Source organism: Paenibacillus barengoltzii G22 (assembly GCF_000403375.2).
GTDB lineage: Bacteria > Bacillota > Bacilli > Paenibacillales > Paenibacillaceae > Fontibacillus > Fontibacillus barengoltzii.
In genome coordinates, this window is the sequence record NZ_KE159652.1 from 483,622 (window position 1) to 500,446 (window position 16,825).

The window sequence follows — 16,825 nt, forward strand, 5'->3', positions numbered from 1 at the left end:
GGGAGGCGGCAGAATGGCCAAAAAAGCGAGAAAGGTGACGATCGTTGGTTCCGGCCTGGTCGGTACGGCTTGCGCTTATTCGATGATTAATCAATCGATCTGCGATGAGATTATGATGATCGACCGGACGTATGATCGTGCGGTGGCACATGCGCTCGATTTGTCGCATTGCATGGACTTTACGCAAACCCGTACGAAGGTATATGCTGGCCGGCTGGAGGACTGCCGCGATATGGATGTGGTTGTGCTGACGGCAGGGGCGAATCCGAAGCCGGGGCAAACGCGATTGGATGTGCTGGGCGAGGCGGAGAAGATTACGCGGGATATCGTCAGCCGCATCGTAGAAGGAGGATTTGACGGCGTGTTTGTCGTCGCCGCGAATCCGGTGGATATCGTGACATATATCGTGCGCGAGGTGTCGGGGTTCCCGCGGAACCGGGTGATTGGCACCGGGACTTCCATCGATTCGGCTCGGCTCAAAACGTTGCTGTCGGAGGTCTTTGCTGTTGATCCACGCAGTGTAAACGGGTATGCGATGGGAGAGCACGGGGATTCGCAGTTTGTGGCCTGGTCGCATGTCACGATCGGCGGGAAGCCGCTACTGCATATTTTGGAGCAGCATAAGGAGCGGTTCCGCCACGTCAAGCTGGACGAAATCGCGCAAAAAACAAAAGATGCGGGATGGGAGATTTTTACCCGCAAGGGCAATACGCAGTTTGGGATTGGAAACGCGCTGGCTTATATCGTGAGATCCATCCTAAACGATGAACACAAAATCATCGCCGTTTCCGCTGTGTTGGAAGGGGAATATGGCCAAACCGGGGTTTGCTGCGGTGTGCCTGCCATTATCGGTGATGGCGGAATCGAGGAATTGCTGGAGCTGAACTTGACTTGGGAGGAACAGCAGAAATTTGCGCATTCCTGCGGCATTTTGAAGGCGGCGATTGCGAGTCTTCAACTCTAGTCAGGTTAAGCTGCCGTCGGTTGGCGGTTTAACAGAGCATCCGTTCATTGGGGAACGGATGCTCTTTTTATTTTCCTGGAGAGGCAGTGATGCTGTGATTAAGTCGCGGGGAGGATGGGGAATCCGGCTGAGGACTGTTCTGTGTCTATTTCACCTTTTTATATAGTAGAGATAGTAGAGAAAAGAAGGGAGGAACGGTGATATGAGTGATTTCGTGATTCGTAATTTGGCGGAGCTCGGGGATCGAGAGGCCGCGCAGGCGGCGGAGATTTTTGTTATTTTCTGGTCCGTCGGGAGTTGGAAAAACCGCTGCACTTGGCGGAGGGACAGTGTTATTTCGAGGCGGTTGCTACGGCTAAGCAAGCACGAGGGCGTGGGGTCGCCAGCCAACTGAACCATGAGCTGATCTCTCGTTTGGGCTATGACGATTATATTTTGGAGGTAGTGGATACCAACACTGCTGCGGTTCGCTTGTATGAGCGACTGGGATATGTCGAGTTTCGGCGGAAGCCGCAGCGCTGGTTTCGGAAGCAAGCGGGGTTTAATGCCAGGGTGTATATGAGATGGATGGGAGATCAGGCTCAATCTGAATAAGGCGTGGTCAATTTAGGTCTGGACAAGAACATATATTCGCATTATGATGAGGGCATCATGTTCGAAGGAGTGTTGCGGATGCCTTATTTTAAAGCCAGCCAAGCAGAACTTTATTATGAGGAGATGGGCTCCGGGCGGCCGATCGTGCTGATTCATGGATTTACGCCCGACCATCGTCTGATGAGCGGCTGCATGGAACCGATATTTGAGAACCGCGCGGGCTGGAGAAGAATTTATCTTGATTTGCCGGGCATGGGACAGTCGAAGAATTACGCGGGGATTGAAAGTACGGACGAAATGCTGGATGCGGTGCTGGAGTTAATTGATGCTTTGGTGCCGGAGTCGTGTTTTGCGGTAGTTGGAGAGTCTTACGGCGGGTACTTAACGAGAGGGATCATCGCCCGTCGTTCCGAGCGAGTTGAGGGAGCGGCGTTTATTTGTCCCTTGATCGTACCGGATCTGGCTCAACGGGAGCTGCCGGACCATACGGTGATTTACGAGGATCCGGCGCTGAGTAATGATCTGTCTCCCGAGGAGTATGAGGACTTCCGCTCGATGAGCGCGGTTATTGATCGACACACTTGGGAGAGATATGCGAAGGAGATCGTTCCCGGCTGTCGAGTGGCAGATTCCGCTTTTTTGGACAAGATTCGGGCGCGGTATGGGTTTTCTTTTTCGATCGATCAAGAGACGTTTGACGCCCCTTCGTTATTCCTGCTTGGCCGTCAGGATACGTCAGTGGGATATGCGGATGCACTTCGCTTATTAGATCAGTATCCACGGGGGACGTTTGCGGTCGTAGACCGGGCTGGGCATAACCTGCAGATTGAGCAGGAGAACATGTTTAACGCGCTGATGAACGAGTGGCTGGATCGAGTGGAGGAAGCTAGGGATAAGGAATGATGAAATGAGACAGGCTTGTGGTGAGACTTGAATTGGCGGGTGTTGCCGGGTGATGAGATGTTAGAGGGAGGGTTCTAAGTGTACGAGCTGAAGACCAAAGAGAACGACAACAGCGTCATCGAGTTCATTGAAGGGGTAGCCGATGCGAAGAAGCGGGAGGATGCCTACCGATTGCTGGACATTTTTACGGAGACCACGGGCTACCCGGCCAAAATGTGGGGTTCCAGCATCATCGGCTTTGGCTCCTACCATTACAAATACGCCTCCGGCCACGAAGGGGATGCGCCGTTGGTGGGCTTCTCGCCTCGGAAGGCGAAGATCAGCCTGTATCTTGCCTCGAATGATCCTGAGCGAGACGCTTTGCTGGAGTCCTTAGGCAAGCATACCCAAGGCAAAGGGTGTGTCTACATTAATAAAGTCGCCGACATCGATGTGGACGTACTGCGCAAGTTGATCCGCCAGTCGGTCGAGCACCTGCGGAAATTGTATCCGAATGATGAGGAGAAGAGCTAGCTGGTAAGCGGCTCTTTTTTTATGTTGGAAGCGGTAAGGGGGCGGTCGTCAGAGACGTCGTCTGCCTTTACCTGTCGTTTGCCTTGCCCGTTGGTTATCTGCCGCGATTGGTCGTCATTAGGCATCTGATTTACCGCGGTCATGAGTCGTGAGTCGGCTGGTTAACAGGCATCTGCCTTATCCATGGTCATGAGGTGTGAATCGACTGGCTATTAGGTATCTGCCTTACCGCGGTCATAGGTCGTGGAATCGACTGGTTATCAGACCTCTCGCCTTGCCCCCGCCCGCCGTGATGTCCGTCATGTTCGTGATGGTTTACCAGTCCCCTTTATTGACTCTTCATCCGAGTCGTCGGTTGGATATACTCGAAAAATCGAGTAGATTTTACTGGGAGGTGGCACTTTTGGGCAATTATATATGAAATTTCATGCTTATTTGGACCTTTAGTGGCCTAGAGGCCAAAATGTATATGAAAAATCGAGTAGAATTCATGATTTCGGCCGTTTCTGTCTAATTATATATGAAATTTCGAGTAAAATTCGGCTACTTCTGTATCCTGTTCTAACGCGCCGCTCGAGACTCCGCTCCCCCGCCCCACTTACGTGGGCGATTTCGCTCCGACGAACCCCCATCGGGGTTCTCACCCAAACTGGGACTATAAAAAAAGAGCACCTCTACGGGTGCTCTTATCTCACGTCCCCGTCAGGGTACTCTCGCGCCGCTCGAGACTCCGCTCCCCCGCCCCACTTACGTGGGCGATTTCGCTCCGACGAACCCCCATCTGGGGTTCTCACCCAACCTGGGACTATAAAAAAGAGCACCTCTACGGGTGCTCTTATCCCACGTCCCAGGAGGGATTCGAACCCCCGACCGACGGCTTAGAAGGCCGTTGCTCTATCCAGCTGAGCTACTGGGACATCTCAAATATGAAAAACACAAGCAAAAAAAATTATATCATATGTCAGGTTGATGGGCAATAACTTACAACGAAAAATTAACCTTCTTCAGATGGACTGGTGACACACCGCACATAACCAGGGCGATCTCGCCGAACTATTCCCGCTCACCCCCCGCCCAAATCACCACTAAAACCACCACACACCCCCTGCTCAAATCTCCCCTCTATCCCAGTTCCACCCAGACCATTTGTCCAAGATTTTTGCCTTCGCAGGGGACTGTGCTATAATCTCAATTAATTGTGATTCGGAGGAGAAAGGAGGTACCCTTATCAGCAGTTCACGACCCGATGAGAAAGACAACATTGTCTTGTTTCCCAAAACGTTGGACTATTACCAGGTCGAACTGACCCGTATGCTGGAAACCGAAAGATATGGGGAGGCGGTAGAGCTCCTGCAATTTTTGCTGCAATGCCAAGGAGAGGATCCGAAGCATTATGAGGAATGGCGAGCTTTATTGGACTGGCTGACCGGCGCATTTCCTGCGCTGAAAGACGGCATTTCGGAGGCTTCAGAACTACAACGCATCGAGGAAGACGAGGAAACCGAGGAAATGCTCGCTCGCCGGCTCGCGGAGGCTAAGCTGGCCAAAGATGCGGGTTATACGGACAAGCTGTTGGCTGCCGTGAGGGACAAGCCGCTCTCGGAGCAGACGTTGCTTGCCCTGGAACAGCTTGCCTACCTGGATCGCCCCGAGATCGATGACGCGCTGATTGGCTGGATCAGCCGGGAGGAGATGCATCCGCTGCTTCAATATCGGGTACTGCAAACGCTGCGCCGCCGCGGAACGACGGGGACCCTGGTAATCATGCGCGGAGGGGAGCGGGTGGAAGTCGAGATTGAAGCCGTTCCGCTCAAGCCTGACGATTTTCCGCCGGCCGTACAAATGGTATTGGATCGCGTAGGCGACCAGACACAGGTGCATGATCCGACCCTTTACTATTTCGCTCAGGAATTATGGTCACAGTTCGTCATGGTATTATATGGTACGGCGGATTACCGCTCGCTCTTGGTTGAGGAAGATGCGATCATCGATATTTGGGCGGCAGCGCTGCATCAGATGGTGGCAGATAGCTTGTCCGGCAGCCAAACGGATGAGGAGATTCGCGCCATGTACGGCATTACCGATGGAATGCGGCTGCGATATGAGCAAGTTTGCCGAACGATTGGCAAATTCGTCGCCTCGGGACGAATCCACGGCATGTAACCACCGGGTGGAGTGTAGGAGTAGATCACTCTATCAACCTTGCACAATAGAATCCGATTTGCCCAATACCTGGCTGTGGCTCGGCTCTTGTAAAAAGATGTATTGTTGTTTATAATATAATGGTTATTCTGATCGTGTTCATAGAGACAGCTATACTGGAACCCAAGAGCAAGACACCTTGAACATAGCTGCTTTAGTCGCGATTCGGTTTCAGTATTTAAAGTATATGTGAAATTTGGAGGGGAAGGCATAAAATGAAAGCAACTTGGGAAAAAATAGAGAAGAACCTCGGTGTCCTCGAGGTTGAGGTGGAGGCGGAACGCGTAGCCGCCGCACTGGATAAAGCTTTCCAAAAGGTTGTTAAGAAAGTAAGCGTACCTGGTTTCCGTAAAGGTAAAGTGCCTCGGCCGATCTTCGAAGCACGTTTTGGCGTGGAAAGCTTGTATCAAGATGCTATCGACATCTTGTTGCCTGAAGTGTACACGGAAGCGGTTGATCAAACGGACATTTTCCCGGTAGATCGTCCTGAAGTGGACATCGAGCAATTTGCAAAAGGACAACCTTTCAAGTTCAAAGCAAAAATCACGGTTAAACCTGAAGTGAAGCTTGGCGACTACAAAGGCGTAGAAGTTCCTGCTGTTAACGTTGAAGTCAGCGAAGAAGAGCTGAACAACGAGTTGGAGCGTCTGCAACAACGCCATGCTGAGCTCGTTGTCATCGACGAAGAGCCAGCGAAGAACGGCGACACCGTTGTGATCGACTTTGACGGTTCCGTAGATGGCGTGCCTTTCGAAGGCGGCAAAGCGGAACGCTATTCCTTGGAGCTTGGAAGCAACACCTTTATCCCAGGTTTCGAGGATCAAGTTGTAGGCATGGCTACCGGCGACTTCAAGGACGTTACGGTAACTTTCCCGGACACGTACCATGCAGAAGATCTGGCTGGCAAAGAAGCCGTGTTCAAAGTCAAAGTTCACGAAATCAAACGCAAGCAACTGCCTGAACTGGACGACGAGTTCGCGAAAGACGTTAGCGAATTTGATACGTTGGACGAGTTCAAAGAAGATCTGAAGAAACAGCTGGCAGCTCGCAAAGAGCAAGAAGCTAAAGCAGCCCGCGAAGGGGCTATCGTTGATAAAGTCGGCGAGAATGCGGAAGTTGAAATTCCGGAAGCGATGATCAAAGGCGAAGTTGAGAACATGGTTCGCGACTTCGACAACCGTCTGCGCGCACAAGGTATGAACTTGGATATGTTCCTGGGCTTCTCCGGTCAATCGGTGGACGACCTCAGAGCACAAATGCAAGGGGACGCTGAGAAACGCGTTCGCAACAACCTGGTGCTGGAAGCTATCGCAAAAGCCGAGAAGATTGAAGTTACTCAAGACGAAATCAACAAAGAGCTGAACGATATGGCGGAAGCTTACAAGCGTACGCCGGAAGAAATTCGCAACATCTTGGCAGCGAACGGTTCTTTGGGCAGCTTGAATGAGGAAATCCTGATCCGCAAGACAGTTCAGTTCTTGGTGGATAACAGCAAGGAAGTTCCGGCTGAACAAGCGGAAGCAAAAACCAAAGAAACGAAGCCAGCTGCAAAGAAAACGACGAAGAAGTCGACCAAAGCTGAAGCGAAAGCAGACGCTGACAAAACTGAAGCCGAAGAAGCCCAAGGCGAGGAATAATTCACTCCAGCCAGATCCCGCTTCTTTGTATACATCATGATAAAAGTTAGGGCACGTATGATTAAATGCGTGCCTTAATTTTTCATCTTCAGATGATACATTTATTTCCATCGCGCACGGGACAAGCCTAAGGTTATATAATGTGTAAAAACGAACATAAACTGTACTGGGCGAAAAATGACACGGGGCTTCGAACATGATAGAATGTTTTACGTAAGCGCAAGGGAAATTGAAAAGGAAAAGAGGTTGGTCGCATGAGTCTGGTACCTATGGTCGTAGAACAAACGAATCGAGGAGAACGGTCGTACGACATCTATTCGAGACTCCTTAAAGATCGCATTATTTTTCTCAGCAACGCAATTGATGATGAAGTTGCCAATCTCGTGATTGCCCAACTGTTGTTCTTGGCAGCTGAAGATCCTGAGAAAGATATTCACCTGTACATCAATTCTCCGGGGGGTTCTGTTACCGCGGGGATGGGTATATATGATACGATGCAATATATCAAGCCCGATGTGTCCACCATCTGTGTTGGGATGGCGGCCAGCATGGGATCATTGCTGCTAACAGCAGGGGCCCCTGGCAAACGTTATGCGCTTCCGAACAGCGAAGTGATGATTCACCAACCGCTTGGCGGCGTTCGCGGTCAGGCTACGGATATTAAAATTCATGCCGACTGGATCATCAAGACGAAGCAAAAGCTGAATCAGATTTATGTAGAGCGGACGGGTCAACCCCTTGAAAAAATCGAGCGCGATACAGACCGCGACTTCTTCATGAGCGCGGAAGAGGCTAAGGCCTATGGGATTATCGATCAGGTGATCTCCAAGCCCACTAATCTATAAAGGGGTGTTTACATGTTTAAGTTTAACGATGAAAAAGGCCAACTTAAATGCTCGTTCTGCGGCAAATCGCAAGAACAAGTACGCAAGCTGGTTGCCGGACCCGGCGTTTATATATGCGACGAATGCATTGAACTGTGCACGGAAATCGTGGAGGAGGAACTTGGCCATGAGGAAGAGCTGGATCTGAAGGAAATTCCGAAGCCAAAGGAAATCCGCGATATTTTGGACCAGTACGTCATCGGTCAGGAACAAGCGAAGAAATCGCTGTCCGTTGCAGTGTATAATCACTACAAGCGGATCAATACGCAGAACAAGATCGAGGATGTTGAACTGCAGAAGAGTAACATCCTGCTGTTAGGCCCTACCGGTTCGGGGAAAACACTCCTTGCCCAAACAATGGCCAAAATCTTGAACGTTCCATTTGCGATCGCCGATGCGACTTCCTTAACGGAAGCCGGCTATGTCGGTGAAGACGTAGAGAACATTCTGCTGAAACTGATTCAAGCTGCCGATTATGACGTGGAAAAAGCGGAACGCGGCATCATTTACATCGACGAGATCGATAAAGTGGCGCGTAAATCGGAGAATCCTTCGATTACCCGTGACGTCTCTGGCGAAGGCGTGCAGCAAGCGCTGTTGAAAATTTTGGAAGGTACGGTGGCTTCCGTTCCTCCGCAAGGCGGACGCAAACATCCGCATCAAGAATTTATCCAAATCGATACGACGAACATTTTGTTCATCTGCGGCGGGGCGTTTGACGGCCTGGAGCAAATGATCAAGCGTCGGATTGGTAAGAAGGTTATCGGGTTTAACGCGGCGAACGACGGGCAAAAAGAGCTCAAACCGGGCGAATACCTGTCGATGGTATTGCCGGAGGACCTGCTGAAATTCGGATTGATTCCGGAATTCGTAGGCCGTCTGCCGGTCATCTCGACCCTCGAGCCGCTGGATGAGAAGACGCTGGTGCGCATTTTGTCTGAGCCGAAGAACGCTTTGGTGAAGCAATACCAGAAGCTGCTGGAGCTGGACAACGTGAACCTGCAGTTTGAACCGAAGGCGCTGGAAGCGATCGCTCGGGAAGCGATCAAGCGGAATACCGGAGCCCGCGGACTTCGCGCCATCATTGAGGGCATTATGCTTGACGTGATGTACGAAGTGCCGTCCCGTGACGATATTACGGATTGCGTGATCACCGAGAAGGTCGTTTTGGAGAAGACGGTGCCGGAATTGGCTTCCAAGCCGAACAAGAAACAAGAAGAAAGCGCGTAAGCGGACAACCGCCGGGTGCGCTAAAATAAAGGTCAAGGTTCTCCACCTTTGCGTTGTCGTGCCCTCTATTTGGGACGCGCCTGCGGGGGTGGAGCTTTGATCGTTATGGGAGAGACCAGACATGACATTCTTGAGACAAGATACGCGGCCGGTTAAAGTCGGAAATCTGACGATCGGCGGCAGTAACGAAGTCATCATCCAAAGCATGTGTACGACAAAAACGGCAGATGTCGAGGCAACGGTGGCCGAGATACTCCGGTTGGAGGAAGCGGGTTGCCAACTGGTACGCGTGACGGTGAATAACGAGGAAGCGGCTGCGGCGATCAAGGAGATCAAGAAACGGATTCATATCCCGCTGGTCGCTGACATTCACTTTAACTACAAGCTGGCGCTGCTGGCGATCGAGAACGGCATCGATAAGGTCCGGATTAATCCGGGAAATATCGGTCGCCGGGAAAAGGTTGAAGCCGTGGTCAAAGCATGCAAGGAACGCGGCATACCGATTCGGATTGGCGTGAACGCCGGTTCGCTGGAAAACCACCTATTGGAGAAATACGGCTACCCAACGCCTGAAGCGATGGTCGAGAGCGCCTTATACCATATTGGAATCTTGGAAGATCTGGACTTCCATGACATTATCGTGTCGTTGAAGGCTTCAGACGTGCCAATGGCTATTGCAGCATACACCAAAGCGGCCGAGGTCATTCCTTACCCATTACATTTGGGCATTACGGAAGCCGGAACCTTGTTCTCCGGTACGGTCAAGAGCGCAGCCGGGATCGGCGCCCTCTTGTCGATGGGCATCGGTTCAACGGTACGGATTTCGCTGAGTGCGGATCCGGTCGAGGAAGTGAAGGTGGCGCGCGAGCTGCTGAAGACGTTTGGATTGATTACGAATGCAGCGACGCTTGTCTCCTGTCCGACCTGCGGTCGGCTGGATATTGACCTGTTCTCCATCGCCAACGAGGTAGAGGCGTATATCGCCAACCTGAAGGTGCCGATTAAGGTGTCCGTGCTTGGCTGTGCCGTCAACGGCCCGGGTGAAGCGCGTGAAGCTGATATCGGGATCGCCGGGGCTCGCGGGGAAGGGTTACTGTTCCGTTATGGGGAAATGATCCGGAAAGTTCCGGAAGCCGAGCTGTTAAGCGAATTAAAGAAAGAAATTGACCATATCGTGGAGGTGTACGAAGCGACCGGAGAAATTCCGGGACGCAAGGAGCACCGGGCCCGTGTGAAGTCTTGATTGATAGATCCATACCGCAGTCTGCTTGGAAGCAGGCTGCGGTTTTTTTGTTGACGAAGTAAGCGGCCCTAAGCCCCTATGCGCCTTTCAACCCCTGAGAAGATCCAACTTGTAAAATCCTTGTTTTACCTTGGAGCGAAAAGGCTATACTACCAAGTATCAGTATAAGAGTGGGAGGCGTAACGCGTATGGATCTAAATGTTATCCTGATGGCGGTCCAAATGTTTTTTGCCGTCGTAATTGGGCTTTATTTCTGGAATCAACTGCGCAGTCAGAAAGGCAACCGGCTGGCGGTAGACCGGGAATCGCGCAAAGAAATGGAGAAATTGCGTAAGCTTAGGGCCGTCTCGCTCACCAAGCCGCTTGCGGAGCGTACCCGTCCGGCTTCGATGAACGACATCGTTGGGCAAAAGGACGGTTTGCGTGCGCTGAAAGCGGCGCTTTGCAGCGCCAACCCGCAGCATGTAATCATTTACGGTCCGCCGGGTGTAGGGAAGACGGCGGCAGCACGCGTTGTGATGGAAGAAGCGAAGAAAAATCCGGTATCTCCCTTTAAATCCGATGCCAAATTTGTTGAAATTGATGCAACGATCGCCCGCTTCGATGAGCGCGGCATCGCTGACCCGCTGATTGGTTCTGTGCATGATCCGATTTACCAAGGGGCGGGTGCGATGGGGGTTGCCGGCATTCCGCAGCCGAAGCCCGGTGCCGTAACGAAGGCGCATGGCGGGATCTTGTTTATTGATGAGATCGGTGAATTGCATTCGATCCAAATGAATAAACTGTTGAAGGTCTTAGAGGATCGCAAGGTGTTTTTGGAGAGCGCGTATTATAACTCTGAAGATTCCAATACACCGGCGTATATCCACGATATTTTCCAAAATGGCTTGCCTGCGGATTTCCGCTTGGTGGGTGCAACAACTCGCTCGCCGCAGGAGATCCCGGCAGCTTTACGCTCGCGGTGCATGGAGATTTATTTCCGGCCCCTGTTACCGGAGGAAATTGCCCAGATTGCAGAGGATGCGGTGAAGCGGATTGGCTTCCAACCATGTCCTGAAGCCGTTGAAGTGATCAAGAAATATGCGACGAACGGCCGGGAAGCCGTCAATATGGTGCAACTGGCTGCCGGTCTGGCCCTCACCGAGAAGCGCGATCATCTGCTGGCCTCGGACTTGGAATGGGTGGCGACGAGCAGTCAGCTGGCGCCGCGTCCGGATCGCAAAGTACCGGATCACCCTGCAGTTGGCGTCGTCAACGGCCTGGCAGTATACGGGGCAAACATGGGCACGCTGCTGGAGATTGAAGCGACGGCGGTCCCAGCCGAGAAAGGCAAAGGCACCTACAACATCACCGGTGTCGTAGACGAAGAGGAAATTGGCGGAGGCAGCCGAACGCTGCGCCGCAAGAGCATGGCCAAAGGTTCAGTGGAAAACGTTCTGACCGTCCTGCAGCGAATCGGTCTGAATCCGTCGAACTATCACCTTCATATCAATTTCCCGGGAGGCACCCCCATCGATGGTCCTTCCGCCGGGTTAGCTATCGCGACGGCAATCGCCTCAGCAATTAAGCAGGTGCCGGTGAACAATCAGATCGCCATGACCGGCGAACTAGGGATTCACGGCAAGGTGAAGCCGGTTGGCGGCGTCGTGGCGAAGGTGGAGGCGGCATTCCAAGCCGGTGCGACGACGGTGCTGATTCCGAAGGACAACTGGCAATCGTTGTTTGAAGGCTTGGAAGGCCTGCGGGTGATCCCGGTCGAGACGTTAGGTGAAGTGTTCCGCCACGTCTTTGGACCCGAGGCCGAGAAGAATCTGGAGCTGCCGATCGGCGGCGACCTGTTTGCTCCGGCAACAGCTCCCGCGCCTTTTCTGCACGCAGAGTCACCTCCACAAGGCGGGGCGATGTAAACCGGGCCGGCAGAGTTTACTAAGCGTCATGCTCGTACACATTCCGGGGAGCGGCTGCTTGAGGCGGTCGCTCCTCGTTGGTGTTTTTATGTAACATTTGCTAAAATATCAATGAAATCAACAGAGAACGTTTGGAGGTGCATACGCGATGGGACCCCATAAATCCAAAGGCCGGCGATTCCCGCTGCTGCCGCTGCGTGGTCTGCTCGTCTATCCAAGCATGGTGCTGCACTTGGACGTGGGACGAGAGAAGTCGGTGAAAGCGCTGGAAAAAGCTATGGTCGAAGATAATCTGATTCTCCTCTGTTCTCAATCGGAAGTGAACATAGAAGAACCAACCCAAGAAGATATCTTTCGCATCGGCACCGTCGCAAAGGTGCGCCAGATGTTGAAACTGCCTAACGGCACGATTCGCGTGCTGGTGGAAGGCATGGAACGCGCTGAAATTATCGAATATTTGGATAATGACGAATATTATGAGGTTATCGCCGAAGAGCGTCCAGAGGAAGAAACGGTGGATCCGGAAGTGGACGCACTAATGCGTACGGTACTAACCCAATTCGAACATTATATCAATTTATCTAAGAAGGTCACGCCGGAGACGCTGGCAGCTGTATCAGACATTGAAGAAGCCGGGCGTTTGGCGGACGTCATCACCAGCCATTTGTCCTTGAAGATCAAGGATAAACAAGAAATTTTGGAAACCATCGATGTCCACAAACGATTGGAGAAGCTGCTCGACATCTTAAATAATGAGCGCGAAGTGCTGGAACTGGAGCGCAAAATCAACCAACGCGTCAAGAAGCAGATGGAGAAGACGCAGAAGGAATATTATTTGCGCGAGCAGATGAAGGCGATCCAGAAGGAACTTGGCGAGAAGGAAGGCCGGGCCGGTGAAGCGGAAGAGCTGCGGGCGCAGCTCGAAGAGAAAGGGCTGCCTGAGAACGTTCGGGAGAAGGTCGAGAAGGAAATCGATCGCCTGGAGAAAATGCCAGCCAGCTCGGCAGAAGGCGGCGTTATCCGCAACTATGTGGACTGGCTGCTTAGTCTGCCGTGGAACAACAAGACGGAAGACGACCTTGACCTAGCCAAAGCGGAGCAAGTGCTAAATGAGGACCATTACGGCCTCGATAAGCCAAAGGAACGGGTGCTGGAATACTTGGCTGTGCAGAAGCTGGTCAAGAAGCTGAAAGGCCCCATCCTGTGCCTGGTCGGACCGCCAGGGGTCGGGAAAACGTCGCTGGCTCGCTCCATCGCCCGTTCGTTGGGACGCCAATTCGTCCGTATTTCGCTGGGCGGCGTGCGGGATGAAGCAGAGATTCGGGGACACCGCCGCACCTATGTCGGCGCGATGCCAGGAAGAATTATTCAAGGCATGAAAACGGCAGGCACGCTGAACCCGGTGTTCTTGCTGGATGAGATCGACAAGATGGCTTCGGATTTCCGCGGCGATCCTTCTGCGGCGTTGCTTGAGGTGTTGGATCCGGAACAAAACAATACATTCTCCGATCATTTTATTGAAGTTCCGTTTGATCTGTCCAACGTGATGTTCATTACGACTGCGAATGCGGTACATAATATTCCGCGGCCGCTGCTTGACCGGATGGAGACATTGTTTATTCCTGGTTACACAGAGCTGGAGAAGCTGCAGATCGCCAACCGTTACTTGCTGCCTAAGCAAAAACGCGAGCACGGGCTCGAGCCGGAACAGCTAGAGGTCGGCGAAGACGTGCTGCTGCAAGTGGTCCGCGAATATACCCGCGAATCCGGCGTGCGGAATCTGGAACAGCAAGTGGCTGCATTATGCCGCAAAGCGGCGAAGCAGATCGTGTCCGAGAACAAGGAGAAAATTATCATTACAGCGGACAATCTCAAGGACTTCCTTGGTCCGGCGAAATTCCGCTATGGGGTGGCCGAACTGGAAGATCAGATTGGTACCGTCACGGGACTTGCCTGGACCGAGGTCGGCGGGGAGACGCTCGTCATCGAGGTGACCGTCGTACCGGGATCTGGGAAGCTGACGCTGACCGGTAAGCTGGGCGACGTGATGAAGGAATCGGCGCAAGCTGCCTTCAGCTATACTCGCTCCAAGGCGGCGGAGCTGGGGATTCCGCTGGATTTTCACGAGAAGAACGATATTCATATCCATATTCCCGAAGGAGCGATTCCGAAGGACGGTCCGTCGGCGGGCATTACGATTGCAACCGCGCTGATCTCAGCATTGACGAACACCCACGTCTCGAAGGACGTCGCTATGACTGGCGAAATTACGCTGCGAGGTCGTGTACTGCCAATCGGCGGCTTGAAGGAGAAGTCACTTGCCGCGCATCGGGCGGGCTACCGTAAAGTCCTCATGCCGAAGGACAATGAGCGCGATCTGCGCGATATTCCGGACAGCGTGAAGGAGGACCTGGAGTTCGTACCGGTGTCACATATGGACCAAGTGCTCGAGCATGCGCTCGTCGAGCGTCCAGGGATGCACTAGCATGTTAAAGCGTGGCGCAGAGGTGCGTCAACGCTCAAGAGAGGAATTGAACGATGAAGGTAACCAAGGCTGAATTTATTATCAGCGCCGTTGGCCCCAATCAATATCCTGAGGACGCCTTGCCGGAGATCGCTCTGGCAGGGCGTTCCAATGTGGGCAAATCGTCGCTGATCAATCGGATGATTAACCGCAAAAACTTAGCGCGTACCAGCTCAACTCCCGGAAAAACGCAACATCTGAATTATTACCGGGTGAATGATCAGCTCTATTTTGTTGACGTGCCAGGCTATGGGTATGCCAAAGTATCCAAGTCGCAGCGCGAGGTCTGGGGCAAAATGATCGAGAAATACCTGCAGGAGCGGGAGATGCTGAAGCTGGTGCTGCAGATCATCGATCTGCGCCATCCGCCGACCAAGGACGACGAGCTGATGTATGACTGGCTGAAGGCGTACGAGCTTCCGGTCTGCGTCGTGGCCACCAAAGCTGACAAGGTGCCGAAATCGCGTTGGCAGAAGCACCTGAAAATCATCAAGGAAGCGCTGGTGCTGCGGGCCGGGGATCCGCTGATTCTGTTCTCTTCGGAAGAAGGGATTGGCAAAGATGAACTTTGGGCGCAAATCGAGCGGTATGCTGGGCTGACGGAAGGAACCGAGGCTACGGGCTTGGAAGCATCCGATACAGAAAATGGGAAAAGCTAAGAATTCGGTGAATACGAAAGGGATTTGGAGCAGTTTCGGCAGGAAAGTGAGCATGCAGCGAAATTGTTCAGGTTAAAAACGGCTTAATGCCGTTTTTTCTGGAAAATGGCAAGAATTCACGTTTTGGCCGCTGAGCGTACGGTTGGAATCGTAGTGTATAATTATAATAAAGCGATGAAGAATTGAGGAGATTTGTATGGCTCAGCGGTTAGCCACAGAGTATGTCAATGCAAGTATGCGTTTAACGGAAGTCCAAATGTCGCAGTTTATTCACAAAGTCTACGATCCCCATGTGCGTCAGCGAGTCAAAGTGCTGGACAACGGCGGGCAAGAGGTCGTATTGGAGGATGATGGCGGCGAGGAAGTGCATCTTCCATTTGAACGTGTTGACGGGTTCTATGTCTGTGAAATGTCTTTCCGCTTGGAAAAACCCCATTTAACCAACGTGATGAGACTGTTGTTCGCCGCCTTTAAAGGCTCCGGCATGGTCACCCGAATTTATAACGGATTCATGATGATGTATTATTATCAGGAAGGCCGGGTTCGCAAAATCGTCGAATATTCCCGGGACTCCTACAAGCTTGTGTTTGAATACAAGGATGCAGCGGCGGAACTGCAGCAGATATATCGGAATAACGATATTGAGCTGGAGATCGCCCGGATCCGCAAGGATATTAATGCGCTGCTTGACCAGCGGTTTATCGCCGATGAAGCGGATGTGGAACGCATCGATAATGAGCTGCGTCAATGCTCACGCAGACTGTTTGTGCTAGAGGCTTAAATCAAGATAATTAAGGCCTGACCACTGGTGTCACCAGAGTGAGGGCGACAACATAATGTACTAATGATAACTACCCTGTTAAAGGGTAGTTTTTTTATGCATGAACCGCGAACGGATGCAGGTTTTCGCTGAAAAAATAGGTTGCATTTGTCCGCAAGAGATGTTATTTTTAATCTCGTTGAAAAGAATATAGGAACCAGGATTCACTCAGGACATGGAGATGTTGCGAGAGATGTTTCCCTCGAGAAGTGAATGACGTAGGTCCTAGCGGATGAAATTTTTTCAAACATTTTATTCCTAGGAAGGGGGAGCCGAAAGATGGAATATTCAACTTTCGGAAGACACGTTGCGGTTGATGCTTGGGGAATCGACTATGAGGTGCTGAACAACGCCGGGTTGTTGGAAGCTCACTTGGTTGAAGCGGCGGAAGCTTGCGGAGCCACCATTTTGTCGATTCAGTCCAGACAGTTCGAACCGCAAGGAGCCACCGTGCTTGTAATGTTGTCGGAAAGCCACCTCTCGATTCACACGTATCCTGAGAGAGGGTTTGCTGCGATTGATTGTTACACCTGCGGGGAATTTGTAGATCCGCAGCTGGCAATCGATTACCTGGTGTCCGTCTTGAATCCGGAGAAAACGTACGCGAAGAAGCTAATTCGGGGCGTAGGCGAGCTGGAAGTAGCTGAAGCGGATTCGAATCGCGCTGAATTTGTTTAAGCTAGGTTAGATATTCTAAAAATTGGGGAAAATAACTTAACCATGGGTCATCCATGGTTATTTGTTT

Annotated in this window: 14 protein-coding genes and 1 tRNA gene; 14 read left to right on the forward strand and 1 reads right to left on the reverse strand. The window is 52.0% G+C overall.

The window, feature by feature from the left end; genetic code table 11:
- Positions 1 to 13: 13 nt before the first annotated feature.
- From C812_RS02380 to C812_RS02395, 4 genes are all read left to right on the forward strand, one after another.
- Entirely contained in the window at positions 14 to 964 is a 951-nt protein-coding gene (locus C812_RS02380; protein ID WP_016311093.1) for an L-lactate dehydrogenase, read from the forward strand.
- A 297-nt stretch (positions 965 to 1,261) separates the two neighbouring features.
- The gene (locus C812_RS02385; protein WP_051134892.1) at positions 1,262 to 1,558 is read left to right on the forward strand and encodes a GNAT family N-acetyltransferase; all 297 of its coding nucleotides are present in this window, start codon (positions 1,262 to 1,264) and stop codon (positions 1,556 to 1,558) included.
- A gap of 78 nt (positions 1,559 to 1,636) precedes the next feature.
- Complete coding sequence (locus tag C812_RS02390) at positions 1,637 to 2,461, forward strand: alpha/beta fold hydrolase (RefSeq protein ID WP_036624553.1); 825 nt, start codon at positions 1,637 to 1,639, stop codon at positions 2,459 to 2,461.
- Between the two features lie 78 nt (positions 2,462 to 2,539).
- Positions 2,540 to 2,974: a DUF1801 domain-containing protein gene (locus tag C812_RS02395; protein WP_016311096.1), complete on the forward strand. Its 435-nt coding sequence runs from the start codon at positions 2,540 to 2,542 to the stop codon at positions 2,972 to 2,974.
- Positions 2,975 to 3,817: 843 nt separating this feature from the next.
- Here C812_RS02395 and C812_RS02400 read toward each other — a convergent pair.
- Positions 3,818 to 3,891, reverse strand: a tRNA-Arg gene (locus C812_RS02400).
- A gap of 349 nt (positions 3,892 to 4,240) precedes the next feature.
- Between C812_RS02400 and C812_RS02405 the strand changes: the two genes are divergently transcribed.
- The 10 genes from C812_RS02405 (at position 4,241) to speD (ending at position 16,758) form a co-directional block, all read left to right on the forward strand.
- A complete protein-coding gene (locus C812_RS02405; RefSeq protein ID WP_016311097.1) occupies positions 4,241 to 5,137 on the forward strand; it encodes a hypothetical protein in 897 nt (298 codons plus the stop codon).
- A gap of 254 nt (positions 5,138 to 5,391) precedes the next feature.
- Positions 5,392 to 6,813, forward strand: a complete 1,422-nt coding sequence (gene tig, locus C812_RS02410; protein WP_016311098.1) for a trigger factor — start codon at positions 5,392 to 5,394, stop codon at positions 6,811 to 6,813.
- 254 nt (positions 6,814 to 7,067) lie between these two features.
- Positions 7,068 to 7,658 (forward strand): ATP-dependent Clp endopeptidase proteolytic subunit ClpP, encoded by a 591-nt coding sequence (gene clpP, locus C812_RS02415; RefSeq protein WP_016311099.1) that lies wholly within the window; start codon positions 7,068 to 7,070, stop codon positions 7,656 to 7,658.
- 12 nt (positions 7,659 to 7,670) lie between these two features.
- Positions 7,671 to 8,927 (forward strand): ATP-dependent protease ATP-binding subunit ClpX, encoded by a 1,257-nt coding sequence (clpX, locus tag C812_RS02420; protein WP_009225148.1) that lies wholly within the window; start codon positions 7,671 to 7,673, stop codon positions 8,925 to 8,927.
- Between the two features lie 121 nt (positions 8,928 to 9,048).
- Complete coding sequence (gene ispG, locus C812_RS02425) at positions 9,049 to 10,170, forward strand: flavodoxin-dependent (E)-4-hydroxy-3-methylbut-2-enyl-diphosphate synthase (protein WP_009225149.1); 1,122 nt, start codon at positions 9,049 to 9,051, stop codon at positions 10,168 to 10,170.
- 188 nt (positions 10,171 to 10,358) lie between these two features.
- Complete coding sequence (lonB, locus tag C812_RS02430; protein WP_016311100.1) at positions 10,359 to 12,077, forward strand: ATP-dependent protease LonB; 1,719 nt, start codon at positions 10,359 to 10,361, stop codon at positions 12,075 to 12,077.
- Positions 12,078 to 12,225: 148 nt separating this feature from the next.
- The gene (lon, locus tag C812_RS02435) at positions 12,226 to 14,562 is read left to right on the forward strand and encodes an endopeptidase La (protein WP_016311101.1); all 2,337 of its coding nucleotides are present in this window, start codon (positions 12,226 to 12,228) and stop codon (positions 14,560 to 14,562) included.
- Positions 14,563 to 14,615: 53 nt separating this feature from the next.
- Positions 14,616 to 15,260 (forward strand): ribosome biogenesis GTP-binding protein YihA/YsxC, encoded by a 645-nt coding sequence (yihA, locus tag C812_RS02440; RefSeq protein WP_016311102.1) that lies wholly within the window; start codon positions 14,616 to 14,618, stop codon positions 15,258 to 15,260.
- 196 nt (positions 15,261 to 15,456) lie between these two features.
- Positions 15,457 to 16,041: a hypothetical protein gene (locus tag C812_RS02445; RefSeq protein WP_016311103.1), complete on the forward strand. Its 585-nt coding sequence runs from the start codon at positions 15,457 to 15,459 to the stop codon at positions 16,039 to 16,041.
- 318 nt (positions 16,042 to 16,359) lie between these two features.
- Positions 16,360 to 16,758, forward strand: a complete 399-nt coding sequence (speD, locus tag C812_RS02450; RefSeq protein WP_016311104.1) for an adenosylmethionine decarboxylase — start codon at positions 16,360 to 16,362, stop codon at positions 16,756 to 16,758.
- Positions 16,759 to 16,825: the final 67 nt, after the last annotated feature.